Here is an 18,046-nt window from a genome sequence, read left to right as displayed (position 1 = left end):
TTGGCGTGATCTGTGGGCTCAATGGCGTATGCGCCAAAGCCTAGGCATCTACAGTGAAGCCGTCCACCCCCTTGATTGGAGTTTCATTCATGACCTTGCACATCGGCTTCCTGCTATTCCCCGGCATCCAGCAACTGGACCTTACCGGCCCCTATGACGTGCTCGGTTCGCTGCCGGACGTGAAACTGCACCTGGTCTGGCAAGACCTGGCGCCGATCACCTCCAGCACCGGCCTGGTGTTCACGCCGACCATCACCTATGCCGACTGCCCGAAGCTGGACGTGCTGTGCGTGCCCGGCGGTGCCGGTGTCGGCGCACTGATGGAGGATCCCTCCACGCTGAACTTCCTCAAGGCCCAGGCGCAAACCGTGCGCTACATGACCTCAGTGTGTACCGGTTCGCTGGTGCTGGGCGCGGCGGGTTTGCTGCGCGGTCGCAAGGCCACCACGCACTGGGCCTATCACGACTTGCTCGCGCCATTGGGGGCCATCCCGGTACAGGCGCGCGTGGTACGTGACGGCAACCTGTTTACCGGCGGTGGAATTACGGCGGGGATCGACTTTGCGCTGACCCTGGCGGCGGAGCTGTACAGCGAAGCGGCGGCGCAATTGGTGCAGCTGCAAATCGAATATGCGCCGGCCCCGCCATTTGATGCGGGCCGGCCGGATACGGCCCCCAGGCACGTGCTGGAGGAAGCCAACAAGCGCACGGCAGAATCGCGCAGGGTGCGCGCAGAGATTGTTACGCGGGCGGCGGCACGCCTGGGTTAAATGGATGGTTCCCACGCTCTGCGTGGGAACGCCTCCGGGGACGCTCCGCGTCCCGCCAACTGCCCTCTTCCTGACTCCCCGCCAAAAAAACCTTTTCCCGCCAAACAGGAAAATTCTGACATTTGTTCCTACACTCAAAATCACACCCAGATGCCCAAGTGCCAGCACTACGACCGTCATAAAAATGGCACACAAAACTTCACTTAACATGACTATAATGCGAACTTCGCAGAATGGTCAACTTATTGACTATGCCGTAAAAAGGAACTCCTTTAGCCACTAGCTCCGCAAAACTTCCTTCATTTGGATGGTTTCACTTGGATGAATGGTTGCGTTTTAACCAGATGTGGCCCGTTGACTGCTCCGTTGAACAGCTGCGGCGCAAACTTGGTGTGCAATGAGGGATGGTTGTATGCGCGAGAAATCATCAGTGGTCAGTTTGTTTCTGACCCGGGCCGGCTTCGTTGAGTTTTTTGTTGTTTTTGTCAAGTTGGTGCATGGCCTGACCGCCATTTTGCCGCCGCTGGTCCTGGCGATTTTCCTCGACCCGATGGACGCCGAGATGCGCTCGCATTTCCTGGGGCTGCTGCTGTTTTTTGCAGTGTTGACGGTTATTTTGTTCCAGGCCCTGGGCATTTATTCCGAAGAGCTGTTCAGCAACCGCTTGCGCCTGCGCGCCAATATCGTGGCCTGGTCGTCGGCGTTCTGCATCCTGCTGTTCATGTACCAGATCCTGCAGGTGTTTCCGCAATTGAACCCGCGCAACCTGGTGGTGTGGTACTTCGCCAGCCTCGGGCTGTTCTGCCTGGAGCGCCTGGTGATGCTGCGCCTGTACCGCAACCTGATGCGCAAGGGCAAGTTCCTGCAACGCACGGTGATCCTGGGCTTTACCGACACCGCCGTGCATGTCGCCGACCACCTGCAGCGCAACGGCGATATCCGCTCCGGCCTGATCGGTTTTATCGACGACCGCACCGAACGCATTCCCAAGGAACTGAGCAACCTGCCGCTGCTGGGCAATACCCGCGACCTGGAAAAGCTGATCCGCGCCGAGCAGGTCAACCAAGTGATGATCTGCCTGCCGTGGGCCGCCGAGCAGCGTATCCACGGGCTGGTCAATCGCCTGCGGCAGATGTCGGTGAACGTGATGCTGGTGCCGGACATGGCCGCCCTGCGCTACGGCCACAGCCGCATCACCGATGTGGGCGGCATCCTGATGTTCAACACCTCGCAGTTACCGCTGCGTGGCTGGTCGCCCTTTATCAAGCGCTGCGAAGACCTGCTGCTGGCGAGCATCACCCTGGTGGTGCTGTCGCCGGTGATGCTGTTGACGGCGATCGCGATCAAGCTCGATTCCAAGGGCCCGGTGCTGTTTCGCCAGAACCGCTATGGCTATAACGATAATGAAATCCGCGTGTTCAAGTTCCGTTCGATGTTCACCGACCAGAGCGATTTCACCGCCGAACGCCAGACCACCCGCCAGGATCCGCGCATCACCCGAGTCGGGCGCATCATCCGCAAAACCAGCATCGACGAGCTGCCGCAGTTGTTCAACGTCCTGCAGGGCAACATGTCCATGGTCGGCCCCCGGCCCCACGCCACCGCCACCAAGGCGGCGGGCATTCCTTTCGAAGTGGCGGTCAGCGAATACAGCTCACGGCACCGGGTCAAGCCAGGCATCACCGGGTGGGCGCAAATCAACGGCTACCGGGGCGAAACCGACACCCTGTTCAAAATCCAGAAACGCGTCGAGTACGACCTGGAGTACATCTCCAAATGGTCGGTGTGGTTTGACTTGTACATCGTTTTCATGACGGTCCCGGCCGTCCTTTCCACCAAGGAAGTCTATTGATGAATACCCTCAACGGATTAATTCCCTGCATCATTTCCGGTGGTTCGGGCACGCGCTTGTGGCCGGTGTCCCGGCAGAACATGCCCAAGCCGTTCATGCGCATGCGCGACGGCCAGAGCCTGCTGCAGAAAACCTTCCAGCGCGCCGCCCGCCTGCCCGGCGTGGAAAGCGTGCTCACGGTGACCAACCGTGACCTGTTGTTTCGCACCCTGGATGACTACCGTGGGGTCAACAAGGCCCACCTGCCCCTGGACCTGTTGCTCGAACCCTTCGGGCGCAACACCGCAGCAGCGATCGCCGTGGCGGCGCTGCATGTGCAGGAACATTTCGGTGGCGACGCGCAACTTCTGGTAATGCCCGCCGACCATCTGGTGCTCAACGAGACCGCATTCGCCGACGCCGTGGCCCAGGCCCGCGAGTTGGCCGACGCCGGCTACCTGGTGACCTTCGGCATTCAACCCGACCACCCGGAGACCGGTTTCGGCTATATCGAAAAAGGCGAAGCGCTGAGCCAGGGCAACCTGGTCAAACGCTTTGTCGAAAAACCCGACCTGGCCACTGCCCAAGCCTACCTCGACGGCGGCAAACACCTGTGGAATGCCGGCATGTTCTGCTTCAAGGCCAGCACCCTGGTGGATGAACTGAACACCCACGCGCCCGACGTGCTGATCGCTGCGCGTGCCGCCCTTGAGCACAGCCAGCACCTGCAAAACAAAACCTCGCGCCAGCGCGAACTGGACAGTGACGCCTTCGGCAGCGCACCGGACATTTCCATTGACGTGGCGCTGATGGAAAAGTCCACGCAAGTGGCCGTGGTGCCGTGCGACATCGGCTGGAGCGATATCGGTTCCTGGGAAGCCCTACGCCAGCTCACCCCCAGCGATGCCCAGGGCAACCAGGTCAATGGCGAAGCGATTTTGCATGACGTGCACAACTGCTACATCGACTCGCCCAAGCGCGTGCTCGGCGCGGTCGGCGTGCGTGACCTGATCATCGTCGACACCCCCGATGCCCTGCTGATCGCCGACGCCCACCGCAGCCAGGACGTGCGCTACATCGTGGCCGAGCTCAAGCGCCAGAACCACCCGGCCTTCAGCCTGCACCGCACCGTCACCCGGCCGTGGGGCACCTACACCGTGCTGGAGGAAAGCAGCCGCTTCAAGATCAAGCGCATTGTGGTCAAGCCCCAGGCGTCGTTGTCGCTGCAAATGCACCATCACCGCAGCGAACATTGGGTGGTGGTCAGCGGCGCGGCGCAGATCACCAATGGCGAGCGCGAATTTCTGATCAACGCCAACGAATCCACCTACATCCCGGCCGGGCACAAACACCGCCTGACCAATCCCGGCATCATCGACCTGGTGATGATCGAGGTGCAGAGCGGCGAGTACCTGGGCGAAGACGACATCGTGCGCTTCGATGACATCTATGGGCGTGCGCCTGCCGAAGTGAAGCCATGACATGCGCACCTCGCTGATCATCCCGACCCGTAACGCCGCAAGCCACCTGGCGCGGCTGCTGCCTGCGCTGAAGATGCAAACCCTGCAACCGGACGAGATGCTGGTGGTCGACAGTGCGTCCAGCGATGACACCGTGGCGCGCTTTCGCGAATACGGCGCGCGGGTCGAGGTGATCGACGCCCGCGCCTTCAACCACGGCGGCACGCGGCGTTGGGCCAGCGAACAGGTAAGCGGCGATGCCCTGATCGTCATGACCCAGGACGCCATTCCCGCCGCGCCCGAGACCTTCGCCAACCTGCTCGCTGAATTGCAGCAAGACCCGCTCAACGGCGTGGCCTATGGTCGCCAACTGCCGCACCCCGACGCCGGTGTGCTGGGCGCGCAGTCGCGCCACTTCAATTACCCGGCCCACAGCCGCAGCAAGCGCCTGGCCGATGCGCCGGAGCTGGGGATCAAGACCTGTTTCAGCTCCGACTCGTTTTCCGTTTACCGACGCAGCGCCCTGCAAGCCGTAGGTGGTTTCCCCGCCGATGTCATCGGTAGCGAAGACGCCTACGTCGCAGCGCGCATGCTGATCGAAGGCTACACCGTGCGCTACGCCGCCTCCGCGCAGGTGTACCACTCCCACGATTACCGACTCATGGATGAGTTTCACCGCTACTTCGACATTGGCGTGTTCTACGGTCGCGAACCCTGGATACGCCAGGCCTTTGGCGATGCCGGCGGTGAAGGTAAACGCTATGTACTGGCTGAACTCGCGGCATTGCGCGCAGCCGGTGCATGGCACCGCGTACCCGAAGTACTGGTGCGCAGCGCGTTCAAGTTGCTCGGCTATCGGCTGGGCCAGCAGGAACGCCGGCTACCCCTCGCCCTCAAGCGGCGCATCAGCATGTTCCCCGGTTATTGGAGGTGAGCATCATGACCTACAGGAAGTCCTATTTGATGAAACGAACCCTGCTCGTCCTGGCCATGATGGTCCTGGCCGCCTGCAATACCCCCGCGCGCATCGTCGCGCCTGACGGCAAGACCGTCGAGGACGGCAAGCGTGCCCTCGACCAACTGGCCCAACTGCCGCCGGCGGTGGAACGCATCCGCATCGGCGATCAGTTGCGCATCGTGCGCGATGCCGGGGAAATGCCGACCCTGTCGGCGTTCAACGTCAGCACCATCTATGAGCTGACGCTGTACACGGTGCAAACCGACGGCAAGATCAACTACCCGTTCCTGGGCCCGATCCAGGTGGCCCGGCGCACCCCGTCCGAGGTGGCGAATGAGCTGAGCAGCAAGCTTGCGCCGGTGTATCGCGAGCCACGGGTGACGGTGAACATCAACCAGGCGCCGGGCAATTCGATCATCGTCGGCGGCGCGGTCAACAACCCGACCACGGTGCCGATCGCCTCGGCCAACACCCTGGAGCAAGCCATTGTCGGCGCCGGCGGGGTCAACCCGGCAGGCAATGCCAGCATGGTTGCGCTGCTGCGCGAAGATACCCAAGGCGTCTATCGCGCCTACTTCCTGGACTTCAGCCAATACCTCAAGACCGGGCCCAACGGGCGCAAACAAGTGCCCCTGCAACGCGGTGATGTGGTGTTCGTGCCCAAATCCAATGTGGGCGAGCGCATCCAGGGCGTGGATACCTACCTGAACCAGCTGATCCCATTCACCAAGTCGATCGGGGTTGGCTACAACTACACCCGAACCAGCGGCGGCAGTAACTAAAGGAGCGACATCCCATGATCGAGATCCGTTCTTTTCGCGATCTTCTGCGCCTGTTCTTCATCTTCCGGCATGAGTTCAAGCTGGCGGCCATCGCGGCGCTGGTGATCATTTTGCTGGGCGCCTTCCTGCTGCCCGCCAAGTTCGAATCCACCGCGCGCCTGCTGGTCAAGCCGGGGCGTGATTCGACACTGCCGATCGAGATCAGCAACCGCCAGGCGCTGGTCATGCCCAGCACCCAGCGCGACCCGATTGTCGATGAGGAGCGCCTGCTGACCGGCCGCCCGATCGTGCGTGCGGTGGCCGAGCATTACCTGGAAGTCATCGACAAAATGCCGCCGCCGGAAGGTGTCTGGAAGCGCACCAAGTACTACGTCAAAAACGCTATCGGCGCGGTGTTCGACGGCGTGCGCGTGGTGCTGGAAACCGTGGGCGTGATTGAACAGACCACGCCGGTGGAACGCCTCGCCGCGAGCCTGGAAAAGAACTTCGAAGTCAGCCATGCGGCCGGGTCCACGGTGATGGACATCAGCTTCAAGTGGAGCGACCCCGAGATCGCCCAAGCGGTGGTCAAGAGTTGGGTCGAAACCTACATCAACGAACGCACCCAGGCCCTGGGGCGCAAGAGCCTATATGCCTTCTATGAAGGCCAGGTGTCCAACAGCGCCACCGAGATCAAGAGCTACAAGCAGCAGATCCTGACCCACTTGAACCAGATTGGCGCGGCGAGCATCACCGATCGCCTGGAAGATTTGTCCGAGCGCATCAACGTGCTGCGCGGCGAAACCTTCAACACCACGCGCTTGATCGCGTCTTCAGACAGCGCCCTCGAGAGCACACGCACCCAGCTCAAGACTCAGCCCAAGGAGGTGACCACGGTTCGCCAGATTGCGCTGAACCCGCAGCAGCAGGACTTGCGTCGCTTGCTTAACCAGAAGCTGCTGGAAAAAGCCGACATGATGCGCACCTACACCGATAACGCGCCGCCGGTCAAAGCCCTGGATGCGTCGATTCGGGCAATGCAGGCCCAGGTCGCCGGTGAAAGCAACACTGTACAAAGCTCGGAAAACCGCGCGCCGAATACCCTGGAAATCCACTTGCAGCGCGTGCTGCTCGATGAGTCCAGCAACAACCTGGCGTTGCGCACCCAACTGGTGCAGCAGCAAAAGCAACTGGTCAACCTCGAAGCGCAACGCAAGGAAGCCCTGGAGATTGAACCGGAGCTGGCGCGCCTGTCCCGCGAGCTGAGTGCCACCGAGCGTAACTACGCGCTGTACGTGGACAACCTGGAAAAATCACGCATCGACCGTGAACTGGACAACAGCCAGATCAGCAACATCGCAGTGATCGAGGAAGCGACCCTGAACCCAGGTCGCATCTTCCCCAAAACCCTGCTGATGCTGTTGCTGGCGATCCCGTTTGCCATCGTCGTCGGCCTGCTGGTGATCTACCTGTGCTACCTGCTCGACCAGCGCATTCACGATGGCGGCCTGGTGGAACGCAAGTTCGGCCTGCCGCTGTGGACCACCCTGCCGGAGCTGGACACCAGCACCGCGCAAGGCACCAATGCGTTCAATGCGAGCATCTACCGGCTGTACGGTCTGCTGCAGTTGGACCGCGTCGCCGAACGCGGGCTGACCCTCGGGCTGACATCGGCGCGCCACGGTGAAGGCGTGACCTTCGTGGTGGAGCAACTGCGCCAACTGCTCCAGGAAAATGGCATTACCGTGCGCGTCGGCGGGGCGGCGCCTGCAGCACCGGGCGAAGTGGTGTTGCTGGATGCCTCGGCGCTGCTGGACAACCGCGATGCGTTCGTCAACCTGCGGCGCGCCGACCTGATCGCGCTGGTGGTGGAAGCGCAGAAAAGCACGGTGCCGGTGGTGGAACACGCGCTGTCGATCCTCAATACCGCGTTCGGCAAAGTCGATGGCATCATCATCAACCGGCGTAAATTCGAAGTGCCGGCCAAGGTGCTGCACAGCATCGCCAAATACCGGGGGGCGTTCTGATGCGCATTGCCCTGCTCGCGCCTTTGCCACCGGAAAAGAATGGGATCGCCGACTACGCGAACCATTTCAAGACGGCATTGGAGCAGCTGGGCGTGACGGTGCTGACACCGTTGAGCGGCGTGGAAGGCACGAGCGCGGCGATCAAGCAGGCCGTCGCCGCGTTCGACTGGCGCAGCGTGGACCTGGTCCACGCCGAGCTGGGCGGCGGGCGCCTGGGGGAGTTTCTGGCGTTGCGCACGTTGCGCAGCGCCTACCCGAACCTGCCGCTGACGGCCACCGTGCATGACCCCGAGCGCATCGTATGGCGGCGCGAGCACCTGCCCTTCCCGCTCAACCTGCTGCAGCGCCTGCCCAGCCCATTGCCGCAGGCGGCGGTGGTGCTGGCAGACCCGTTGACCCTGCGCGAAGAACGCCATGTCGCCCGTGGCCTGACAAGGCTGATCACCCTGACCCGCCTGGGCGCTGATTGCCTCAGCCAGCGGATGCAATTGCCCGCCGGCAAAGTGGCGGTGATCCACCACGCCAACCTAGCGATTGCAGCGGTGGCGCTGCCGCCGCTGGACACGCTGCACCTGCTGTATTTCGGTTTTATCTACCGTGGCAAAGGCATTGAAGACCTGTTGCACTCCCTGGCCGCCGTTTTCAAGCAAGCCCCCGAATTGCGTGACCGTGTGCGCCTGACCCTGGCCGGTGGCACTGCCGCCGAAATGGCGTTTGGCGCGGGCGGTAATTACCTGGAGCAGTTGAACCGCCAGATTGCCGACCTCGGCCTGGCGAGCGTCATCGACTGGCGGCTGAACCTGCCGGCCGACGAGATTGCGCAAACGATCCAAGCCCACCATGTGATGGTGCTGCCGTATCGCGAATCGAAAAAACTCGGCCTGCTCGGCCGTCAGCGCGGCACCAGTGGCGCGCTGTCCTGGGCCGCCGCGTGCGGGCGTGGGGCGATTACCTCGGATGCCCGGGCGTTTGCCGAGGAAGTCGCCAGCGGTAACGGCGCGATCTACCCCGAAGGCGATGTGGCCGCGCTGGGCGAGCAATTGTTGCGCCTGGCCCGTACACCCACATTGGCCCGGGACTGGGCCGAACGCGCCGGCGCAATCGGCCGCGAACGCTTGTGGCCGCTGACGGCGCAGCGCTTCAAGCAGCTCTTCGAACAGGCAATCACAGAGGCCCCGTATGGCGCGTAAACGGACCTACTTCGCCACCCTTGCGCTGGTCGCGGCCCTGGGCCTGGTCGCCTTTATCTGGGGGCGCCCGGCCGACGCCGAGAACCATGTGCTCAAGGGCAACAAGGTGGTGGTGTGGAAGGATTTCCTCGGGGTGAACGCGCAGTTCCTGTGGTTCAGCCCCGAGCGCTACCAGCTGCAGATCGACCGCCTCAAGGACCTGGGCCTGGAATGGGTGCGCCTGGATTTGCATTGGGACCGGCTGGAGCCAGCCGCCGACCAGTACCAGGTGGCGACCCTGGATGAGCTGGTGACCAAGCTCAAGGACAACCAGCTCAAGTCGGTGTTTTACCTGGTCGGCTCGGCGCCCTTTATTACCACCGCGCCGGTGGGCGCGCCCTATCAGGACCAGTACCCGCCACAGGACCCGAATGTATTTGCGATCCGCATGGCCCTGTTGGCCCAACGCTACCCCAGCGTCGACGCCTGGCAGGTATGGAACGAACCTAACCTGCTGGGCTTCTGGCGCCCGGCGGCGGACCCGGCCGGTTATGCCAGGTTGCTGCGCACCACCGCCGCCGCACTGCGCGCCGTCGCCCCGAACAAACCGGTGGTGGCCGCCGGCATGGCGTTTTTCAGCGAAATGCCCAACGGTCAGACCATGCTCGACGCCCTCGACGCCCTCGGTGTGCCCAAGCTGAACACCGTGATGTCCTACCACCCTTACACGCAACTGCCCGAGGGCAACGACCCGGCCAACCTCGACTTCGTGGCCAAGACCACCGCGCTCAACCAGAAGCTGCGCGCCAGTGGCGTGAAAACCCTATGGAGCACCGAGTGGGGCTGGTCGAACTACGCCGGCCCCAAAGAAGCCCAGGACATCATCACCCAGCAGGGCCAGGCCGATTATGTGATACGCCGCCTGGCGCTGATGAGCGCGCTGGATTTCGACAAGATTTTCCTGTTTACCCTGAGCGACCTCGACCAGCGCGCCAGCGTGCGCGACCGTGCCTACGGCCTGCTCGATATCGACGCCAAGCCCAAGCCGGTCTACACCGCGTTGAAGAACTTCCTCGACGTCAGTGGGCCGCAGCTGACCCCCGCCGACCCGCCCACCGCCGACCAGTTGCCCGATGGCCTGTTCAGCATCGGCTGGACCCGCGCCGACGGGCGCAAACTGTGGTTTTTCTGGTCGGCCCGTGGCGGTAACGCGCACTTGCCGGGCCTTGCCAGCGCGACGCTGTATGACCCGTTGCGCGGCACACAGACACCGCTGAGCGGCACTAACGGGTTGACTGTCCCGGTCAAGTCGAACCTGCAAATTCTGTTATGGGATTGAAGCCCGCCATGCGCATTTTATGGATCCTGCCCTATTCGCCCTGGCCCGCCACCAGCGGCGGCAAGACGCGCCAGTTCCACCTGCTGCGCAGCCTGGCGGCGCGTGGGCACCGGATCACGTTGCTTTTGCATGACAAGCACCCGGTGTCGCTGAGCGATCGCCAAGTGCTGGAAGGCTTTCTCGAGCAGCTGATCATCCTGCCGCGTCGGCCACTGCGCAGCCTGAAAACCCTGCTGGCCGGGCTGTTTGCACCTTACCCGTTGCTGGCCAGCGTGAATGGCCTGTCGGGGCAATTGGAGGACCGGTTCAACCAACTGCTCAACGAACATTGGGACGTGGTGCAGATTGAGCACACCTATACCTTCCAACCTTACGAAGATGCCCTGGCGCGCAAATCCCAACCCTTCGTGTTGACTGAACATAACGTTGAGTCGGCGCTCGGCGCGGCGACGTACGACCGTTTGCCGCGTTGGGCGCTGCCGTTCATTCGCTATGACCAATGGCGCTACACGCGCTGGGAGCGTCGCGTGATGCGCCAGGCCAGCCAAGTGGTGGCCGTCACCGACAGCGATGCGCGGGTGCTGGAAAAAATCGCCGGTAAACCGGTGCCGGTGGTGGTCAACGGCGTTGACTGCGATCACTTCGCCGGCGCCCGTCCTGACCCCTCGACCCGTCGCGTGCTGTTCCTCGGCAACTATGAATACGCCCCCAATGTGGATGCCATCGAATGGGCCCTGGATGAAATCCTGCCGAAAGTCTGGGAGCGCTGCCCCGAGGCGCGCATGAGCGTGTGCGGCTTCGGCATGCCCGACGGTTGGCGCGAACGCTGGCCGGACCCGCGCATCGAGTGGCAGGGCTTTGTGCCAAACCTGTTGAGTCTGCAATCGAGCTGTTCGGTGTTTCTGGCGCCGTTGCGCCATGGCGGCGGTTCCAAGCTCAAAGTGCTCGAAGCGTTGGCCGCCGGCCTGCCGCTGGCCAGTACCGAACAGGGCGTGTCGGGCCTGGACCTGGTCGAGGGCCTGGATTATCTGGGCGGGCAAACTGCCGTCGGCCTGGCCGACGCCGTGGTGCGCCTGCTGCACGCTCCCGAAGCCGCCGCGCCCATGGGTGAAGCCGGCCGCGCCTATGCGCGGCGAGCCCATGACTGGAGCGTTGCCGCCAGCCAACTGGAGCAGGTGTACGCCACCCTTTCGCCGCTCAATCAAAAGGAGCCCGCATGCGTGTAGGCCTGGATTACCGCACCGTCGGCACCTCACCGCAATCGGGCATCAGCCGCCAGGTGTATGCGCTGGAAAGCGCCCTGCGCAGCCTGCCGGACATCGAACTGGAGCGATTTACCGTCGCGCCCCTGGGCGATCAAACCCGGTTGCAGGCGCACTGCCCGGCCTGGGGCTGCGCGAAAACGGCGATGCACCAGCCACAGAATCGCCTGCGCTTCGAAGCCGGTTTTTTACCCCGCGCCCTGCGCGAACAGCACATCGATCTGTACATCAGCACCTTCAATATGGGCCTGCCGCTACCGCCCAAGCCTGAAGGGTTGCGCACCGTGGTGCTGCTGCACGACCTGTTTCAGATCACCCTGGACAACTACCACGCCAGCCGCCTGAAGGCGCTGGTGTACAGAACCACCGATCGCCTGTCGATTGCCTACGCGGTGCGCAGCGCCGACCGGGTGTGGACGCCTTCCCAATACAGCGCCGACGAAACAGTACGCCTGTTTCCCCAGGCGGCGGGCAAGGTTCGCGTCCTGCCCAACCAAGTGGAAGGTTTCAACGAACCGCCAGCGGATTTGTCCGCGCGCCAATTGCCCACGGGTTTCTGGCTGCTGGTCGGTACCCGCGAACTGCGCAAGAACGTGCCGTTCCTGGTGGATGCCTGGCAACGGGCGCGGCGCGACTCCCCCAGCGTGCCGGAACTGGTCCTGGTGGGCAGCCTCGAGCATTTGCCCGAAGCCCAGCGCCAACTGCCGGGGATTCATGCGTTGAGTGGCGTCTCCGACGCCGAGTTGCAGGCGCTGTACCGCCAGGCGTCACGCGTGTGGCAACCGTCCTACGCGGAAGGTTTTGGTTTGCCGGTGATTGAAGCGCTGAGCGTCGGCACCCCGGTCGCCGTGGCCAGCGGCACCTCGCTGGACGAAATCACCCCGCCGTCGGCGCCGCGCTTTTCACCCACCGATGGCCCCGCGTTGGTCCAGTTGATGCTGAACCTGGGTGAGCGCGCCGATGAAGCCACGCCCGAACACCACCGCCGATGGGCCGAACGCTTTAACCAACACGCCTATCGCCGGCGCCTGGCCGAACTGATCGAGGAACTGAAATGAGACTCTCCCTGGCAAGCCTCGTCGCGATCCTCTTCGGCGTGCTGTTTGGTGTGGTCGCGCTGGCGCTGTCACCGGCCAAGGCGTTTCTCGCCGTGATCGGCCTGGCGGCGGCCGTGACCATCCTGCGCTTTCCGTTCTGGGGCTTGCTGCTGTTCGCCCTGGTCGCGACCTTCATGCCCTACTCCACGCTTAATCTGGGCATCCGCAGTACGGTGAGCGAAGCCATTCTTGCGCTGACCTGGGGCGCGGTGCTGTGGCACGGCTTTCTGTCGCGCCTGCCGGACGCGCCGCGCCTGGCGCTTCGCCCCACCGACCAGATGCTGCTGTGGCTGATGCTGTTCAGCGTGTTCCCGTTTATCGTCGGCCAGGTCAGCATCCACGCCGAAAGCAGCGGCGTGGCCAACTGGCTGCGCTGGTTGCTGAACCTCTCGGGAGTATTTCTCACGGCCAAGCTGCTGGTGGACTACAAACACCGCGAAAGCCTGGTGATCGCCCTGCTGCTGGGCACCCTGGCGATGCTGGTGATGTCGATTGCGGTGTTCGTGCGCACACGCTCCGGGGCGGGGATTGCGCCGATCCTGGCGCTGCTCAACTACGGCAACTTCGACACATTGAAATTCGGCCTGGAAGCCATGTCGTCACGCATGGGCTCGCCGTGGATGCACCCGAATGCCATTGGCGGAATCATGGCGCTGCTGCTGCCTTTGGCGTTCTGCTACGGCATGACCGAACAAGGTTGGAAACGCGCGTTGGGCCTGAGCGTAGCCTGCCTGGGCGCGGCGGCGTTGCTGCTGGCCAGCAGCCGCGGGGCGATGGTCAGCCTGGCGCTGGTGCTGATGTGGCTGGCCACGCGACGTGTGCCTTACACCGGACGTTTATTGATGATCGGCGCGGCGTTGACCGTGGCGTTGGTGATGGCTTATCCGCCGCTGCAGGAACGCCTGGCGACCATCTTCTCCACGAGCAACGCCAGTACCGAAGTGCGTTTCGACGAGTACCGCATGTTCCCGCAGGCTGTGGCAGCGTACCCGTTCGGCATCGGTTTCAAGGTCGACCCGCCGGTACCGGGCACGCACTTGCTGGGGATCTCCAACCTGTGGCTGAACTTCATCTACAAGACCGGCGTTGTCGGCATGCTGTTGTTTATTGCAGTCACCGTGCGCTGGTGGCGTGAAGCCCGGCCGGAAAAGGGCCCGATCCGCCTGACCAAGGACAATGCGCTGTGGCTGGGCAGCACCGCCGGGATTCTGTCGGCGCTGGTCAGCGGTTTGTTTGACCACTACTTCAGCTTTGCCGTGGTGATGGTCGCGCTGTTCTGGCTGATGGTGGGGATTAACGTGCTGGAGGCGCGGCGCTTGTTCCCGGCGCGCCTGCCCCAGGTCAAGGCGTTGGCGTTTCGCAAGCCGATGCTTGATGGCGCGCGGCCCTGATGCTGGGTTCTGCCGTATGGCTGACCGTGGCGACCCTGCTGGGCCTGTGCCTGGGGTTTGCGCGCGAATGGTTGCTGGTGGCGGCCTGGGGCGCGGGGGAGCGCAGTGATGCGTTCCTGATCGCGCTGTTCCTGCCCGAGGCGCTGCGCATGTCGCTGGCCGGCGGCGTGTTGAGCGCCGCCGCGTTGCCGCTGTATCTGCAAAGAAAGGACAGCGAACGCCTGGACTGGCTGGCCGTATTGTTCCCGGCGTTGCTGTTGATTGCGCTGGTCACCAGCCTGCTGCTGATGCTGTTGGCGCCGTGGCTGGTGCAACTGCTCGGCCCGGGGTTGGCGGCCAGCGCCACGGCCCTGGCCGGCGGCAATCTGCAGATCGTGGCGTGGTGCGTGCCGGGCCTGCTGCTGCATGCGCTGTTCAGTGTGCCCTTGCAGGCCAGCGAGCGCTTTGTGCTGGCGGGGTTGGGCTCGCTGCTGTTCAACCTGCCGCCGGTGGCGTACCTCGCCTTGGCAGGCACCGCCAGCCAGCCGCACAGTCTCGCGCTGGCGTGCTTGGTCGGCAGTGGCTTGATGCCGTTGGCGCTGCTGCCGTCGCTCTGGCGCCTGGGCTGGCGACCCTGGCGCGTGCAACTGTCCTTCGCGCCTTTGCGGGAGTTGGGCCAACGTATCGGCCCCTTGTTACTCAGCAATGGCGCCAGCCAGGGCCTGGCGTTGATCGAGCGCCTGGTGGCGTCGCTGCTGGGGGAAGGCGCGGTGACCTGGGTCAACCTGGCACGCAAGCTGATGAACCTGCCCTTGATTGCGCTGATGAGCCTCAATCAAGTGCTGCTGGGCATGATGAGCCGACGCCAGGGCGATGAACGCCTGGCCCTGCTCAAGCGCGGCCTGGAAACCGCTAGCGTGCTGACCTTGCCGGCCGGCGTCGGCCTGGTGGCGGCGGCGCCGAGCCTGGTCGCGCTGCTGCTGCCCGCACAATCGGCAGACTCGCCGCTGCCGCTGTTGCTCGCCTGGTTTGCCGTGCCCCTGGTATTCGGTGCCTGGAACGCCCTGCTCGCGCGCTACGCCTACGCCGCCGGCGACACGCGCCAGCCGCTGCGCTGCGAACTGCTCGGCAGCCTGGTCAATATGCTGCTGCTGGGCGTATTGCCGTTTGCGTTTGGCCTGGCCGGCATTCCACTGGCGGCGCTGGCGGGCGTGATCTGCACCGCGCTGCTGCTGATGCAGCGCCAGGCGTTGCTCGGCGCCCTGCCCTGGGCGCGGCAATGGCTGCTCAGTACGGTGCTGATGGGGCTGGCGGCGCTGGTGTTGTTTCGAATCGAAGACGTGTGGCTGCAAGTGGGGCTGAGCACCCTGGCAGGCGCCGTGGTGTTGCTGGGTATGGGGCTGTGGCTGACGCCGTGGCGCAAGGCGTGAATGATCGTTCGGGAAGACTCACATGAAGCATCGTTGGATTCAAATGGATATCGCCAAAGGCGTCGGTATTCTGATTATCGTGTACGGCCACAGTTGGTTTGTCGCCAACTCGCTGGATTTGCTGTACCCGATCCTGGCGTCGTTCGTGCTGCCGTTGTTCTTCTTTTTGTCCGGGGTGTTCTTCAAGCCCGAGCAGCCCTTCGTGGAGATGGCGGTGCGCAAGGCCGACGGCCTGCTCAAGCCGTTCTTCTTCACCATGCTGGTGTATGTGATCGTGCGCGATGTGCTGCGCGGGCAACCGTTGCTGGGGGATATCGGCGGCGTGCTGTATGCCTCCGTGGACACCATCCCGTGGCAGGCGTTGTGGTTCTTGCCGCACTTCTGGGTGGCGATCCTGTTCAGTTGGTTGATGCTGCGGCTGATTCAGCGCCTGAAGCTGCCATTGCTGGCCGCTTGCCTGCTGATCGGCGCGCAACTGTTGCTCGGCATCTGGATGTTGAAGTGGTTCTGGCAAGTGCCGGTCACCCTCGGCGAACAAACATGGACGTTGCCCGGCCTGCCCTTCAGCCTCGATGTGACCCTGATCAGCAGCACCTACTTCATCTACGGCTACCTGCTGCGTGATTGGCTGCGCCGGCATGAAGGCTCGCTGCTGACCCTGCTGATTTCGCTGGTGCTGTTCGCCGCCGTGTTCCTCTACAGCCACGACACCATGGACCTGGCGCAACGTCGCTACGACCACTGGTTGTGGACCAGCCTGCTGGCGGTGATCGGTGTGTACCTGTGCTGGGCGCTGGCGCGGGTGTTGATGGTGTCGCCCCTGCTGACGCGGGCGATGACCTACATCGGCCAATCCACCTTGATCCTGTTGATCTTCCACGGCGAGATCCAGCACAAGACCTTCGACCTGATGGAGCGCTTGGGTTTGCATCCGTTCATGGCCGCGTGCGTGGGTTTCGTGGTGGCGGTGGTGGTGCCGTTGCTGATCGGGGAAGTGATCAAGCGGGTGGCATTCCTGCGGTTTTTCTACTTTCCGTTTCCGCTGCGTAAAGCGCCAAAGCCTTGATTGCGCGCCTAGCTGAGGTGCAGCGGCTTGCCCTGATGTAGGAGCGAGCTTGCTCGCGAAAAACCCCCAGGCACCGCGCTCATTCTGGATAAACGTGGTGGCCCTGAGTTCTTCGCGAGCAAGCTCGCTCCTACAGGGTTATGTATTCAATCGTCGAGGGGTTGCGGCGCCGGCTTGCTGCCGGGTTTGACCGGTTTGGCGCCCTTGGCCGGTGCAGGTGCAACGGGCGCTGGTTCCGGCGCGGCAGCCGCTTCTTTCTCGGCCATCGGCATCTGGTCGATGGCACTGAAGAACTCTTTGAGATCAAGGCTATCGGGCGGCACGGTCTTCTCGAGTTTCTTCTCGCCATCCTTGCCGATCAGGATCACCTTGGTGCCGCTGCCGACACCGAGCTTGAGGGCGCGGATCAGTGCATTGGTTTCAGGCGGGGTGAGCTTTTTACTGTCCTTGGGATCCTTGGCGAACTTCTCGCCCTCGGCGCCGATGCTGCCGAACTTCACGGTGTAGAACACCATGCTGCGCTCTTCGAAGGACTGCTTGGTGGCAGGCTCTTCCAGTTGTTTCCTGAGCGTGGCCAACGTCGGGTTACCCGCATCGAGTTCCACCACCACCAGAGGGCGGGTTTTGCCCATCTCCAGCTTGAGCGGATTATCATCAGCAGCCAACAACGGCCCCGTAAAAGCCATCAAGGTAGCCAGGGTCAGCGACCGGATGAGCATGCGCACCTCCTTTGAATTCCATGCAGGGTTCTTGAGTTTCATGTCTGCGACAGTCAAATTCAAGGATGATTCCTACGCTACATTGAGAAGCGTAGGTCAGGATGCCCGCGCCGCAAGGGATTGGCGGGCGGCGGGGCATTGTTTCTTCTGATTACGAGACCTGCCACTGCGGCCAATGCCGGGCGAACACGGGCGCCACGACCGGGTCGGCATCCACGCGCTCCAGGGCGTGGGCAAAGCCCGGTGCCAGGCTGCGGAGCACCTCGCGCCCCTCGTCCCAGCGCGACACCGCCGCCGCCATGATGCCCAGTGCATTGGGTACGTTGTCGGGCGTAAACAACTGGTCGGCAAACTGATCGGCGAACACCACCCAGGCCTGATGCAGATAACGCCGCGTGCCGGTGGTCAGTTGCGTTTGCAGGCTTTCACCGGCGTCGCCCAGCCAGCGTTGCGGATAGTCGATGATGCCGATGGCCGAATAGCAATTGGCCGCGATGTACAACAGACCGCGCAGGATCTGCGCGCGGTTGCCGGCCAGCAGGTTCGCGTCGGGAAACTCCAAGCCCAGGTGGATCAGGATGGCGGCGCTTTCGGTCAGCACCTGGCCATCGGGGGTGACCAGAGTGGGGATCTGTTTGAGCGGGTTGATGCGCGCGAGGGCTTCGCTGCCCTCGCCTTCATGCCAGGAGCTGGCATCCACGCGATGCCACGGCACGCCACAGCGCTGCAGCGCAATCTCGATCATGCAGGAGCCGGATTCGTCGGTACCATAGAGTGTGTACATGGG

Annotated in this window: 15 protein-coding genes; 13 read left to right on the top strand and 2 right to left on the bottom strand. The window is 63.2% G+C overall.

Annotation, left to right across the window (positions count from 1 at the left end):
- The first annotated feature begins 89 nt into the window (after nucleotides 1-89).
- The 13 genes from C4J86_RS09915 (at nucleotide 90) to C4J86_RS09855 (ending at nucleotide 16,540) form a co-directional block, all read left to right on the top strand.
- Complete coding sequence (locus C4J86_RS09915) at nucleotides 90-770, top strand: DJ-1/PfpI family protein (protein WP_124370252.1); 681 nt, start codon at nucleotides 90-92, stop codon at nucleotides 768-770.
- 412 nt (nucleotides 771-1,182) lie between these two features.
- Nucleotides 1,183-2,622, top strand: a complete 1,440-nt coding sequence (locus tag C4J86_RS09910) for an undecaprenyl-phosphate glucose phosphotransferase (RefSeq protein ID WP_124362087.1) — start codon at nucleotides 1,183-1,185, stop codon at nucleotides 2,620-2,622.
- Complete coding sequence (locus C4J86_RS09905; protein WP_124370251.1) at nucleotides 2,622-4,082, top strand: mannose-1-phosphate guanylyltransferase/mannose-6-phosphate isomerase; 1,461 nt, start codon at nucleotides 2,622-2,624, stop codon at nucleotides 4,080-4,082. The genes C4J86_RS09910 and C4J86_RS09905 overlap by 1 nt, the downstream gene beginning before the upstream one ends.
- 1 nt (nucleotide 4,083) lies before the next feature.
- Entirely contained in the window at nucleotides 4,084-4,995 is a 912-nt protein-coding gene (locus C4J86_RS09900) for a glycosyltransferase family 2 protein (protein ID WP_124370250.1), read from the top strand.
- Nucleotides 4,996-5,024: 29 nt separating this feature from the next.
- The gene (locus tag C4J86_RS09895; RefSeq protein ID WP_124370249.1) at nucleotides 5,025-5,801 is read left to right on the top strand and encodes a polysaccharide biosynthesis/export family protein; all 777 of its coding nucleotides are present in this window, start codon (nucleotides 5,025-5,027) and stop codon (nucleotides 5,799-5,801) included.
- A gap of 14 nt (nucleotides 5,802-5,815) precedes the next feature.
- Nucleotides 5,816-7,807: an exopolysaccharide transport family protein gene (locus tag C4J86_RS09890; RefSeq protein ID WP_124362083.1), complete on the top strand. Its 1,992-nt coding sequence runs from the start codon at nucleotides 5,816-5,818 to the stop codon at nucleotides 7,805-7,807.
- Nucleotides 7,807-8,997: a glycosyltransferase gene (locus C4J86_RS09885; protein ID WP_124370248.1), complete on the top strand. Its 1,191-nt coding sequence runs from the start codon at nucleotides 7,807-7,809 to the stop codon at nucleotides 8,995-8,997. The genes C4J86_RS09890 and C4J86_RS09885 overlap by 1 nt, the downstream gene beginning before the upstream one ends.
- Nucleotides 8,987-10,315 carry a cellulase family glycosylhydrolase gene (locus tag C4J86_RS09880; RefSeq protein WP_124370247.1) on the top strand — a complete coding sequence of 443 codons (1,329 nt, stop codon included), beginning with the start codon at nucleotides 8,987-8,989 and terminating at the stop codon, nucleotides 10,313-10,315. Before C4J86_RS09885 ends, C4J86_RS09880 begins: the two co-directional genes overlap by 11 nt.
- Nucleotides 10,316-10,323: 8 nt before the next feature.
- Nucleotides 10,324-11,541, top strand: a complete 1,218-nt coding sequence (locus C4J86_RS09875; protein WP_124370246.1) for a glycosyltransferase family 4 protein — start codon at nucleotides 10,324-10,326, stop codon at nucleotides 11,539-11,541.
- Nucleotides 11,532-12,635 carry a glycosyltransferase family 1 protein gene (locus C4J86_RS09870; protein ID WP_124370245.1) on the top strand — a complete coding sequence of 368 codons (1,104 nt, stop codon included), beginning with the start codon at nucleotides 11,532-11,534 and terminating at the stop codon, nucleotides 12,633-12,635. Before C4J86_RS09875 ends, C4J86_RS09870 begins: the two co-directional genes overlap by 10 nt.
- Nucleotides 12,632-14,065, top strand: a complete 1,434-nt coding sequence (locus C4J86_RS09865) for an O-antigen ligase (protein WP_124370244.1) — start codon at nucleotides 12,632-12,634, stop codon at nucleotides 14,063-14,065. Before C4J86_RS09870 ends, C4J86_RS09865 begins: the two co-directional genes overlap by 4 nt.
- On the top strand, nucleotides 14,065-15,474 hold the full coding sequence (gene murJ / locus C4J86_RS09860; protein ID WP_124370243.1) for a murein biosynthesis integral membrane protein MurJ: 1,410 nt from the start codon (nucleotides 14,065-14,067) through the stop codon (nucleotides 15,472-15,474). The genes C4J86_RS09865 and murJ overlap by 1 nt, the downstream gene beginning before the upstream one ends.
- A 22-nt stretch (nucleotides 15,475-15,496) precedes the next feature.
- A complete protein-coding gene (locus C4J86_RS09855) occupies nucleotides 15,497-16,540 on the top strand; it encodes an acyltransferase family protein (protein WP_124370242.1) in 1,044 nt (347 codons plus the stop codon).
- A 146-nt stretch (nucleotides 16,541-16,686) separates the two neighbouring features.
- On the opposite strand, the gene C4J86_RS09850 is transcribed toward C4J86_RS09855, so the two are convergent.
- Both C4J86_RS09850 and C4J86_RS09845 read right to left on the bottom strand, forming a co-directional pair.
- Nucleotides 16,687-17,259, bottom strand: a complete 573-nt coding sequence (locus tag C4J86_RS09850; RefSeq protein ID WP_124366507.1) for a DUF4174 domain-containing protein — start codon at nucleotides 17,257-17,259, stop codon at nucleotides 16,687-16,689.
- 151 nt (nucleotides 17,260-17,410) lie between these two features.
- Nucleotides 17,411-18,043, bottom strand: coding sequence for a glutathione S-transferase N-terminal domain-containing protein (locus C4J86_RS09845; RefSeq protein WP_124362074.1), 633 nt, complete (start codon nucleotides 18,041-18,043; stop codon nucleotides 17,411-17,413).
- Nucleotides 18,044-18,046 lie beyond the last annotated feature (3 nt).

The organism is Pseudomonas sp. R2-7-07 (assembly GCF_003852355.1).
Taxonomy (GTDB): Bacteria; Pseudomonadota; Gammaproteobacteria; order Pseudomonadales; family Pseudomonadaceae; genus Aquipseudomonas.
The sequence above is the reverse complement of the archived record's forward strand: the minus strand, read 5'-3'. Positions and strand labels throughout refer to the sequence as shown.